The following is a 10,670-nucleotide window of genomic DNA, read 5'->3' as shown; positions in this document are numbered from 1 at the left end:
TGGCGTAAAACGGCGCTCCGTAACGCATGGACTCCCCCTCGTGCAGGTTCCACTGGACGCGCGGCCGACGTGCCGCGCGATCAAATGTATGCGTCCAATAGGAGCGATGCGCAAGGACTTTTGCATCCTGTTCCGGACGATTATCGTAGGCGATTTGCGCGGAACAAGATCCTTACATTCCGGTCGGATCGGCTCCGTTCCGCATACCATTCCGCCCCAAGCACCCGGGCGGACCCGGTGAAAGGAACGTCACATCCTCCGCCAACGTTTGCGAAACGTGATGCCCGATTGGGAGCTGATCCGGATCAGCCACGGCTTCGGCCGATCCTGGGGATGGCGAACGCCCCCGGCCTCGCGGGGAGGCCGGGGGCGTGGGATCCGCCGGAGCGGTCGCCGCGATCAGGAGGTGCGGCGGGCCTGCTCGTAGCGCTGGTTCACGAAGTCCCAGTTCACCGTGTTGAACCAGGCCTCCAGGTAGTCCGGGCGCTTGTTCTGGTACTTGAGGTAGTACGCGTGCTCCCAGACGTCGATGCCCAGCAGGGGCGTCTGCCCGTCCATCAGCGGGCTGTCCTGGTTGGGCGTGTCGGTCACGGCCAGCTTGCCGTCCCTGCCCACCACGAGCCACGACCACCCGCTGCCAAAGCGGCCCTTGCCGCCGTTGACGAGCTTTTCGCGGGCGGCGTCCCAGCCGCCGAACGCCTCGTTGATGGCGTCGGCCACGGCGCCCGTGGGCGCGCCGCCGCCGTTGGGGCCCATCACCTGCCAGAACAGGCTGTGGTTGGCGTGCCCGCCGCCGTTGTTGCGCACGGCGGTCTTGATGTCCTCGGGCACCTCGTCAAAGCGGCGCATGAGCGCCTCGATGTCGTCGCCGGCCTGGAACTCGGGGTGCTTTTCCAGCGCCGCGTTCAGGTTGTCGACGTAGGTCTTGTGATGCCGGTCGTGGTGGATCTGCATGGTCTGCGCATCGATGTGCGGCTCCAGCGCATCGAACGCGTACGGCAGATCCGGAAGCGTGAACGCCATCCTCCACCTCCCTCAGGGTTTGCGGTACCGCCGCGGGGCGCCCTGTCCCGTCGCCCCGCCGAACGTCCGCAATCTATCGGACTACAGATGTTTCGCCACCCGGGTCCGACGGGGGACATCCCGGGCCGATCAGCGATCTAGTCCTTCCAGGACGGTGAGCCACTCGTGAAAGTGGGGGCAGCGATCACCCATGGCCTGCACGCCGATACGGCCGGCGATGAGCGGTCCCGCGGTCGTCTTCTGGTACCGGTACTCGGGAATCTCCGCGATGATGCGCTTGGAGGGCGCGGTCTGCTCGCCGTCGTCGATCAGCTCCGGGCTGTCGAACTGGCGCGCAACCTCCGTCAGCCGGGCGATCTGCGTCTCGTGCTCGATGTAGTGCCAGTCGAACTTCGCGGGATCGGAAAAGAGCAGCGCCTCGAACTCGTGCAACTGGATGTACGGAATCAGCCGGTCCGGCCCGAACACGGCGGCCAGCGCCTGCTCCAGGTGCCGCACGCGGGCGTACGGATCCCGGATCCGCGCGGCCCCCCGGAACTCCGGGAAGTCGCCGGGCAACGCGTACAGGTCGAACATGGTGGTAAAGACCGCCGTCCGGTCCTCCGCCATCCATCGCTCCAGGTCGCGCTGAACCTTGCCGAACTCGCGCAGGCCGCCCCGGAACACGCGATCGGGGCGCTGCCGGTCGCGGCGCGTGGTCACGCAACGTACGTCCGCGAAGACGCCGTGCCCGGCCAGGTGTGGGGCGAGCACCTGGTTCACGAACGCCTCCTCCGTCTGCCCCTCGGCCAGGACGTGCAACCGGCGCATCAGCGCGGCCTTCCGCCCAGCACGTTCTTGTCCCACAGGTCGGAGAGCGTGTACTCCTCCAGCCACGCCTCCAGCGTGAAGCGGTCCAGGCGCCGGAACACGGATTCGGCGCCCTCGCGCTCCGCCACGATCACCTGCTCGGGCTCAAAGTGGTCCAGCAGCACGGGCGATTGCGTGGCCACGATGACCTGGCTGTGCATCGACGCGGTCTGCAGCAGGCCGGCGAGCACGGAGATGGCGCGCGGATGCAGCCCCAGCTCCGGCTCGTCCAGGATGATGATGGACGGCATCTGCTCGCCCGGCTGCATCAGCAGCGCCACGAGCGCCATGGCCCGCAGCGTTCCATCGGACGCCTGGTGCGGGCCAAAGACGAGGTCATTGCCCAGCTCGCGCCACCGCAGCAGGACCGTGTCGCTCTCCAGCACCAGCTCGAAGTCCGCGAAGAACGGTGCAATCTGCCGAAGCGTCTCCGTGATCCTTCGATAGTGCGCCGGGTGCCGCTCGCGAAGCCGAAGCAGGAACGGCGCGAGATTGGCCCCGTCCTCCTTGAGCACGAGGCTGTCCGTCACGCTCCAGCGTTGCCGAATGCGCGCGGTCTCGGAGGTGTTGTGAAGGTGGAACACGATACACTCCCGCAGGAACGTGCGGAGCGCGGATTCATTTTCGACAAACGGGAGATCCGTGGCCTGGGCCAGGATGGATTCACGGTGTCCCCCTCCCCACGGAATCCACGCGATCCGGTCGTCAGAGGGAATGCGGCAGCTAATCGCCTCCTCCGAAAAGACAAGCGTATCCTGCGCCGCATGGGCGAGGCGAAGCTGGTAATCCACATCCAGGAAGTTCAACGTCGCCGCGATCTCCGGCGTAACGCTCGCTCCCCCATGAAGAAGGCTGGTCGCGCCTCCTCCACGCGCGACAAAAATCTGGAGATTCCCGGGCGGAGAGAACATCTGGCTCAGCATCCGGAAGAACGACAGCAGGTTGGACTTGCCTGCCCCATTCTGCCCGATGAGCACGTTCATGGACCCTAGCTCAAGACCGTCCAGATGCCGGATCGTCTTGAAGCCGCTGAGCGAGAGCCGCTCCAGCATCAGTTTGGGCTCGGTCATCGTTCGGTTCGGGTAACAGTCCGCTCGTCCAGTCGCTGCACCAATCCCTGCAATTCCCTGCCCCGTTCGCGGGCTAGCCGGCTCACGACCCGCTCCCAATCGACGGGAGGCGAGCGGTGGCCGCGCGCATCAGGCGCCAGACGCATCTGCCGGATGGTCTGCGGCTCCAAGCCGAATGCCTGCGCCAGCCCCGAGGCTGGCAAACCGAGGATGTCGGTCGCGGTCTTGAAATCCATGTAAACCATCAATTGACAGATGCCGTTCTGTAACTATATTATTTACACACGGAACCGGGAGCAAGCCCGCGCGGCCACATGGAACGGGGAGCGCTGAATGATGAACATGAACGACGAGCCCATCGTGGTGACCGACGAGAACTTCGGCGAGCTGCTGATCGAGGGGCTGCGCCAGGCAGTGGAGGTTCGACGCGGCGAGCACGAGCCGGCGTGGAAGACAACGCGAGCCATTCCCACCGAGGGGGATGGCTCGCGTTCGTAGCGGCTACAGCGGGACCATGACGGTGGCCTGCCGGCAGCGGCCGGGACAGCTTCGGCCGTTGGGGTACACGGTCTCGTAGCGGGGGGTGACCTCGTGCGTGGTCGTCGTTTCGCCGATGGTGACCCTGAGCGTCACGCGGCTCGCCTCCATCCCCTCGAACCACGCGCCCTGGCACATCGCCGCGGCGTCGCAGTCGAACACCACGCTGTTGGGGGAGCCGTCCGGAAAGGCTTCCACGCGGTACGGACCCGTGGGCGCCCGGGAGAGCTGCACGTTCAGCCCGTTGGTGCAGGCCGCGAGCGTGCACGCGTGGGTAATGCCCTGACAGCCGGCCAGCAGCACGGCCACGGCGACCTTGCCGAGCGGGGAAATTCGCATGTGGACGTCGGATGGTTGGATGCGGGACGGGATGCGTTCACGCGGGAGAACGATCCGACCCGCCCGGCCGTGACGCCGCGACGTTCAGGGAAGCGGCGTTGCGGGTGCGACGGGCCGAATGACATCCTCCCCCTCGTATTCGGGGAGGGCGCAGACGTCCAGGCGGATGTCCTGGTCCACCTGCTTGCCGGATTCGATGGTCACGGTCCAGCGGGGCGTGGTCTCGTCGGGATCCGCCCAGTTGCCCATCCGCTCCTCGCCGTTGCAGGTGAACTCGTACACCAGCAGGTCGTAGCGGCCGGGCTCGAACGCGTGCGTGCGGCCCCATCCGTCCACGCCGGACTCGTAGGCCAGGCTCGTGGTGCCCCCGCCGGGATTGTCGTCGTGGCCCTCCGCCGCGAACGCCACCTGTACGTATCGCCCCGTACCTTCGTCCCACACGCGCAGGCGCAGGTGGCCCTCGCGGGCGGCGCGCGCCTGGCGCTCCTTCTTTTCCGCCTCGCGCAGCCGCGCCGCGGCATGGACGCCGCGCGTCACGAGCGAGTCGCCCGCGGCGGACGCGGGCACGCGGTGCATGACGAAGCGGCCGCGCGCGCCGCAGCAGTACGCGTTCTGCACCCACATCCCCGAGACGGTGTCGCCGCGGAGGGTGCCTTCCAGGGAAAGTCCGCCGTGGCTCATCCCCGGAATCATCACCATCGTCACGGAGTCGTCCGCGAAGACCTCGCCGACGGCCTGCCGCAGAAAGTCGGCAGGCTGCCCGCCGTATACCGTGGTGCTCACATCGCTCGCGAACGGCCCACTGAAGAACACCGACAGGTCCACGTCGAAGCGGCCCTCTTCCGTCGCCGGGTCGGGCTCCCGCAGCCACGGGCGCGGCGGAAGGCGGGCGCTGAACACCATCCGCCCCTCTACCTCGCGCTTCCGCGGCCGGAGGTTGCCCAGGGGAACCGTGTCCAGCACCAGGCGCAGCGACCATTCGCCCTCCAGCCGGCAGCACGGAGGCGCGGCGGGATGCAGGGCGAAGTGGATGGTGTCGCTCTGCCCGCGGACGATGTCGACGAGGGTGTCGGCCGGGAGGTAGCGGTGTGGCGTCCACCACCACGCGCCGGCGGCTGCCGACGATCTCGTCTGCCCCGATCACGGAATAGCACCCGATGCTGTCCGCGCTGCCCAGGGGATAATCCTCCACGATCACCATGGCGCCCTCGAGCGGCGCGCCCGTCCGCGCGTCCGTCACGATGCCCACGAGCGGCAGCCCGGGCCCGCCGGGCTCGCACCCGTGCATGGGATCGGCGGAACGCTGGGCAGCCGCGGGAAGCGCGGTGGAGAAACACGCGATCAGCAGCGCGAAGAGCAGACGCATGGGGAGTGTGCGGGACGACGTGGCGGCAGGGCAGATCTGCGGAAAGAACGCGCGAGCGGGGCTGATCTGCGACGCCACGCGCGGAATGGGCCGGGACGCGCGCGGCGGACGGAGGGTGCGCGTCTTTGTGAGGCCTACGCGGCGGGCGCGCAGGCATCCAGCAGGGCGTCGCGGTCGGCCTCCGTCGCCGGGAGCGGCGCGCGGAAGTGCGGACGCACGCCGCCGTCCCCACCCGCCAGCGTGACGGCGCCCACCCGCAGCACCGGCGCAGATCCTTCGCCATCCAGGATCTCCACGACCAGGTAGTCGTAGACGGGATACCGCGCATCCGCCGGTCCCGGACGGACGCGGGCGGCGGAGAAGCTTTCGCCCGGCAGCGGCGAGCGAAGCTCGTATCCCAGGCGCCGCGCCTCGCGCGTGGCGCAGGCGTACGCATCCGCGGCGGCGGCCACGGGGCGCTGCGCCTCACGGTGGTACACGCGCGGCGCGCAGGCGGCGAGCAGGATCAGCGATGCGGCGGCGGGATGGATTTTCACGGGTGGCGGGATCGTGGGGGCGGATGGAGGGACAGCCCGCTGCTACACTAGCGCGCGGCGTGTCCGGGCCGCAAGCATGCCCTCACCCGCTCGCTGTCGCTCGCACCCTCTCCCGCAAACTGCGCGGGAGAGGGTGTACACTTCGAACCGGCCGCGGCGCGCGGCGCGGGCTCCGTACCCGGTCGGTTGAAGCCTCGTTCGCATCGCGCGTCAGCGCGAGGCGGGGCTTGCCGCTGTCCCAGCGGCGGCTTCAGCCGCTCCGGCTGGAACTCCGGCCACGGCTTGAACCCGATCGCCCGCACTTTCGCACTCCCATGCCCGTCACGAGTTCCGCATCCGGCAGCGGGACGTGTACCTGGGCGAGGTCTCCGGCGTGCCGTTCTACATCAGCGCGAGCAGTTCGCGTACTGGCAGCACACGCACGTCACCGTGGACGTCGCCCCCGGACGTGGCAGCGGCCTTTAGCTCGAGGCTCTTCGACGAGGACGAGGCCGCCGGCCCGCCCCACCGCGGATTACTGGGGTCCTGAAGTCAGCGATCCGCGCAGTCGAGCGTGATGGAAATGGAGAGCAGGGTACCCTCGTTCCCTCCTCCCGCAAAATCCACGAACTTGATTCCGGGATGCGCGACGTTGTAGTCGTGCGGCTGGTTGTCTGCCGGAGCCGTGAACTGCGTCAGCACGTTTCCGGCGGAGTCGACGCCCGAGATCAGAAACTCCCCGCCGAACGCTGCCGCACGCACCTGGACGGAACCGGTTTCCAGCGGCAGCGTCACCCGCACGCCAGCCGCCGCGAACTGCAGACCCTTCACCGTGCCCGTGCGGGAGACGTTGACGAAGGATTCCGGCGCACCGGCATCCGCGAATTCGTATCCGTTGAGGGTGAACTGAGGACCCAGGCGGGTGTTGTCCGGGAACAGGGAAAACTCGGCGAGGATCGTCACGGAAGGCATGTCATCGCTCCTCGGTTCATGGGACAGGTTGTGCCACATCTCCTTGGATGGAACCACGCGATGATTTTCATCCCCGACAAACGAAGGCCCGGCCGCATCGCGCGGCCGGGCCTCCGTTCGTCACGGCGCGATCAGGGCGGCGTCAGGGCCACTGGCAGGTAGCCTTGCAGGTGTAGTACTCCACGGCCGTGTTGCTGCACGGGTCGCCACAATACGTGAGCATCTGGCTCGCGTTGGCACAGGTGTGGTACCCAAAGTCGCACGTCCACTGCGCCGGATCGATGGTCCGCACGTGGGCCCCCACCGTGCCCGTGGGCTCCACGGCGTCGTTCGTGGGGAATGACTCCACAGCGAGCGCGTCCGCATCCAGCTTGATCTTCTTCATCCTGCCCTCCTCCGGCCGCTGGTCCACACGGTCCGCCGGATGCGGCCCGCATGCAATCAATATCGTCCGATAAGGAGAGCGCCACAAGCACTGGCTTCCGCTCCGTCGGGGCGGCGGCCTACGTGGATCCGGACGGGGGGAGGGAGAGCACGGCGCGCAGGAGCTGGGTGGCGGGGGCGGATACGAGGGCGGCCAGGCGGTCCACGCGGTCGTCCAGCACGGCCTGCAGGATCAGCTCGTTGATGCCGCCCACCGCCGCCGCCGCCAGCTCCGGCGACAGGTGGCCGCCATCCGCCTGCACCACGCCGCGAAAGAGGTCGGCGTAGCGCTGGTTGATCTCGCGGCGTACCTGCAGGCCGGCGGGTCCGGCGGCCAGGATCTCCAGGAACAGCGTGCGCGTGAGCACGGGGTTGGCCTGCATCCGCGCCAGGTACGCTTCCGTGGCACGGGCGATCTGCGTGTCGCGGTCGCCGGCGGTCTCCACCACGGCGGCCGTGGCGCGAATGACCCGCTCGCTGGCGGCCACGTACAGCGCCAGCAGGCACTCCTGCTTGCTGGAGAACTGCTCGTAGAAGGTGCGCCGCGAAACGCGCGCGTGCCGCACGATGTCGGCGATGGTGGTGTCGGCGTAGCCGCGCTCGGCCACGGCGGCGGCCATGCCCTCCATCAGCCTGCGCCGGTAGTCCCGCGTCCCGCCGCGTTCCGCCACGTGCTCTCCGGGTCCCGGTGGAGGGGAATCCGCTGATCTGGTACTTGCGCGTACCAGGGTACGATCGTAGGTATCGTATCACCCCGGCGGCGGGGGGGCCACGGCTGGAGGCGCGGGGCGCGGTGACGGGCTGGGGAACTGCGGGTTACGGGGACAGGGTACAGGGTACAGCCGGCAACTGCAGGGAATAGGGAATAGGGAATAGGGAATAGGGAATAGGGAATAGGGAATAGGGAATAGGGAATAGGGAATAGCGGGCAACAGCCGGGTGAGGGCCAGAGCGACGCCGGGTTCCAGCCGGAGCGGGTGAACCCGCCGCTGGAACCGCGGCAAGCCCCGTCTCGCGCTGACGCGCGATGCGAACGACGCTTCAACCAACCGGACGAAGCGCCCGCAACGCACCCCGCCCGATTCGAAGTATACACCCTCTCCCGCGCAGTTTTCGGGAGAGGGTGCGAGCGACAGCGAGCGGGTGAGGGCCCCCGCCGAACGACATCCACACCCACGCACACCATGCCCGACCGTCCCCTCCGCTTGGCCGAGCGCATCGAGCAGATGGCCGCGCGCGTGCTCGTGCGCCTGCCCGGGCCCTGGCACGTGCGCCTGTCCGGCGAGCCGCCCGTCACCGCCGATGGGCTCACGTTCGATCCGCACGCGCAGCTCGTCCGCGCGCTGCGCCGCAAGCGCGGACACCCGGGGCTCTGCCTGCCCACTCTGCAGGCTGGCCGGGCGCGCTACCGCCGCGAGTCGCTGCTCTTTCGCGGGCCCGTCACGCCCGTGGGCTCCGTGCACGATTTCACCCTCCCCGGGCCGGGCGGGCCGCTGGCCGTGCGGCACTACGCGCCCGCGGCGTCCGGCCCGCAGCCGCTGACGGTGTACCTGCACGGCGGCGGCTTTACCATCGGCGACCTGGACACGCACGACGAGGCGTGCCGCATCCTCTGCGCGGAGGGGCACATCCACGTGCTCTCGGTGGATTACCGCCTCGCGCCGGAGCACCCCTTCCCCGCCGCCCTGGACGACGCGCGCGCGGCGCTCCGCTGGGCGCAGGCGCACGCCGCGGAGCTGGGTGCGGACCCGGCGCGCGTGGCCATCGGCGGGGACAGCGCGGGAGGCAACCTGGCCGCCGTCGTCAGCATCCAGGCACGCGACGAGGCGCCGCCGTTCGCGCAGCTGCTCATCTATCCCGCGACGGATGCCCGGAACGAGCGGCCGTCCGTGCGGATGTTCGGCGAGGGCTACTTCCTGGACCGCGCCGACCGCGCGGCGTTCACGGGCTATTACCTGGACGGCACGGGCGTGGATGAGCGCGACTGGCGCGTGGCGCCGCTCTACGCGAACGACCTGTCTGGCCTGGCGCCGGCGCTCGTCGTCATCGCCGGGTTCGACATGCTGCGCGACGAGGGCGAGGCGTACGCGCTGGCCCTGCGCGCCGCGGGCACATCCGTGGCGCTGTCGCGGGTGGACGCGCACGGACACGGATTCCTGCACATGACGGGCGTCTCCCCCGGCGCGCGCCAGTCGATGGTGAAGATCGCCCGCGACTGGCGCACGATCCTCGACCAGGCGCGACAGGCGGATCGGCTGATGCGGATGAGCGCGAGCGGTCTCGGGGGGATGCGGATCGGCCTCGGGTGAGGCGGATCAGCGCGGACGGGTGATGCGGATCGGCGCGGCGGGACGATCGAGCAGACCGGCATCCAGCGGCGTGAGAGACCGAGAGGAAACGGCGGGCACCCAGCCCCGGCGATTGAAATCGCGGCACCGGAAACGTGATGTCGGCCTGCGCCGACGGCCCGTGCCGCACGCCGTCGATGTGCACCGGAGCGCCGTTCGCGCCGTCCAGGAGCGAATGAATTCGCCGCTGGAAATTCGCGAAGTCCGCCTGCGCGGACTGGCCCCGGCACGGGCCGATGTCGTGCATCCAAGCGCGGTTCCAGCCGTTGAAGCCTCGCGCAGTTTGCGAGGCTTTCCGCTGTCGTTGCGGCGACTTTAGTCGCTCGGCTGGGGCCGGACACAGCACGCGACGCCCTCCCCCGCCACGCACAGGGGAGGGCGTCGATCATCCGCCGAAGGTCATCCGCCGAAGGTCATCCGCCGAAGGTCATCCACCGACGATCATCCACCGACGATCATCCACCGTCGATCATCCGCCGACGGTCGTCCGCACGTCGATCCGCCGAACGCGATCAGCGGTGGGGGCGGAAGGGGATGGCCAGGGTACCCTTGCAGTAGCCCACCAGCAGGTCGCCGTCCCATCCGCCGAACCAGCAGGTGAAGTGCCAGGGATGCTCCGTGTCCACCGTGCCCAGCGCCCGCACGCGGTCGTCCACCGTCTGCTCGCCGTTCACGCGGAAGTCGTATTCCAGCAGGAACTGCAGCTTGTTCCACACGCGCATCCCCCACAGCTGGATCTGGAAGATGCGGCTGGTGAGCTCCTGCTTGCGCAGCGGGTCCGTGGCCCGGTCGCGCTCGGCCACCAGCCACGCCACGCGCCGGTCAAAGTAGCGCTGCGGATTGTGGATCTGCAGTGCCTCCAGCGGCTCGCTGGACGGGTACACGAAACGCGAGGGCAGCCGCCGCGCGTAGGTGCTGGGATCCTCGATCTCCCACACGCGCCGCTCGCGGTCGCACGGGTCCAGGTAGTCGCGCGCCCGCAGCAGCTCGCCTCCCGCCGGCAGCGCCCCCTTCCCCGACGGGTACACGGCCAGGTCGAACGGGTTGATGATGAACATCATCTCGTCGTCCGAGCCCACGATGTTGTTGCGGCTCTCGAAGATGGGCCCGGGGAACGGCGGGTTGCGCCCCTCCAGCGACAGCCGCGCGTCGCCGAACAGCGCCTCGCCGTCGGCGTACGGCACCCCGTTGAACAGCACGCGCCGCACGTTCACGCCCACCTGCACCA

At 69.0% G+C, this 10,670-nt stretch carries 14 protein-coding genes; 3 read left to right on the top strand and 11 right to left on the bottom strand.

Going from position 1 to position 10,670, the window contains the following annotated elements:
• Positions 1–399: 399 nt before the first annotated feature.
• The 4 genes from VFZ20_RS30650 to VFZ20_RS30635 form a co-directional block, all read right to left on the bottom strand.
• On the bottom strand, positions 400–1,023 hold the full coding sequence (locus VFZ20_RS30650) for a superoxide dismutase (RefSeq protein WP_329687777.1): 624 nt from the start codon (positions 1,021–1,023) through the stop codon (positions 400–402).
• 129 nt (positions 1,024–1,152) lie between these two features.
• Positions 1,153–1,833, bottom strand: a complete 681-nt coding sequence (locus tag VFZ20_RS30645) for a DUF4276 family protein (RefSeq protein WP_329687776.1) — start codon at positions 1,831–1,833, stop codon at positions 1,153–1,155.
• Positions 1,833–2,924 (bottom strand): AAA family ATPase, encoded by a 1,092-nt coding sequence (locus VFZ20_RS30640; RefSeq protein ID WP_349264150.1) that lies wholly within the window; start codon positions 2,922–2,924, stop codon positions 1,833–1,835. Before VFZ20_RS30640 ends, VFZ20_RS30645 begins: the two co-directional genes overlap by 1 nt.
• A 14-nt stretch (positions 2,925–2,938) precedes the next feature.
• Positions 2,939–3,178, bottom strand: a complete 240-nt coding sequence (locus VFZ20_RS30635; protein WP_329687775.1) for a hypothetical protein — start codon at positions 3,176–3,178, stop codon at positions 2,939–2,941.
• Positions 3,179–3,275: 97 nt separating this feature from the next.
• On the opposite strand from VFZ20_RS30635, the gene VFZ20_RS30630 reads away from it, so the two are divergent.
• Positions 3,276–3,440: a hypothetical protein gene (locus VFZ20_RS30630; protein WP_329687774.1), complete on the top strand. Its 165-nt coding sequence runs from the start codon at positions 3,276–3,278 to the stop codon at positions 3,438–3,440.
• 3 nt (positions 3,441–3,443) lie between these two features.
• On the opposite strand, the gene VFZ20_RS30625 is transcribed toward VFZ20_RS30630, so the two are convergent.
• The 3 genes from VFZ20_RS30625 to VFZ20_RS30615 all read right to left on the bottom strand — a co-directional run bounded on the left by VFZ20_RS30625 (position 3,444) and on the right by VFZ20_RS30615 (position 5,720).
• On the bottom strand, positions 3,444–3,818 hold the full coding sequence (locus VFZ20_RS30625) for a hypothetical protein (RefSeq protein ID WP_329687773.1): 375 nt from the start codon (positions 3,816–3,818) through the stop codon (positions 3,444–3,446).
• An 84-nt stretch (positions 3,819–3,902) separates the two neighbouring features.
• Entirely contained in the window at positions 3,903–4,781 is an 879-nt protein-coding gene (locus VFZ20_RS30620) for a hypothetical protein (protein ID WP_329687772.1), read from the bottom strand.
• A gap of 537 nt (positions 4,782–5,318) precedes the next feature.
• Positions 5,319–5,720 (bottom strand): hypothetical protein, encoded by a 402-nt coding sequence (locus VFZ20_RS30615; RefSeq protein WP_329687771.1) that lies wholly within the window; start codon positions 5,718–5,720, stop codon positions 5,319–5,321.
• Between the two features lie 186 nt (positions 5,721–5,906).
• Here VFZ20_RS30615 and VFZ20_RS33015 point away from each other — a divergent pair, with 186 nt between their 5' ends.
• Positions 5,907–6,185 (top strand): DUF779 domain-containing protein, encoded by a 279-nt coding sequence (locus VFZ20_RS33015; protein ID WP_414682962.1) that lies wholly within the window; start codon positions 5,907–5,909, stop codon positions 6,183–6,185.
• A gap of 66 nt (positions 6,186–6,251) precedes the next feature.
• On the opposite strand, the gene VFZ20_RS30610 is transcribed toward VFZ20_RS33015, so the two are convergent.
• The 3 genes from VFZ20_RS30610 to VFZ20_RS30600 form a co-directional block, all read right to left on the bottom strand.
• Complete coding sequence (locus VFZ20_RS30610) at positions 6,252–6,671, bottom strand: hypothetical protein (protein WP_329687770.1); 420 nt, start codon at positions 6,669–6,671, stop codon at positions 6,252–6,254.
• A 142-nt stretch (positions 6,672–6,813) separates the two neighbouring features.
• Entirely contained in the window at positions 6,814–7,056 is a 243-nt protein-coding gene (locus VFZ20_RS30605) for a hypothetical protein (protein WP_329687769.1), read from the bottom strand.
• A gap of 118 nt (positions 7,057–7,174) precedes the next feature.
• Positions 7,175–7,765 (bottom strand): TetR/AcrR family transcriptional regulator, encoded by a 591-nt coding sequence (locus tag VFZ20_RS30600; protein ID WP_329687768.1) that lies wholly within the window; start codon positions 7,763–7,765, stop codon positions 7,175–7,177.
• A gap of 513 nt (positions 7,766–8,278) precedes the next feature.
• Here VFZ20_RS30600 and VFZ20_RS30595 point away from each other — a divergent pair.
• Entirely contained in the window at positions 8,279–9,403 is a 1,125-nt protein-coding gene (locus VFZ20_RS30595) for an alpha/beta hydrolase (protein WP_329687767.1), read from the top strand.
• 551 nt (positions 9,404–9,954) lie between these two features.
• Here VFZ20_RS30595 and VFZ20_RS30590 read toward each other — a convergent pair.
• On the bottom strand, positions 9,955–10,670 hold a 716-nt coding region (locus VFZ20_RS30590; protein WP_329687766.1), incomplete at its 5' end, for a hypothetical protein.

It is taken from the genome of Longimicrobium sp. (assembly GCF_036280135.1).
GTDB lineage: Bacteria > Gemmatimonadota > Gemmatimonadetes > Longimicrobiales > Longimicrobiaceae > Longimicrobium.
The sequence above is the reverse complement of the archived record's forward strand: the minus strand, read 5'-3'. Positions and strand labels throughout refer to the sequence as shown.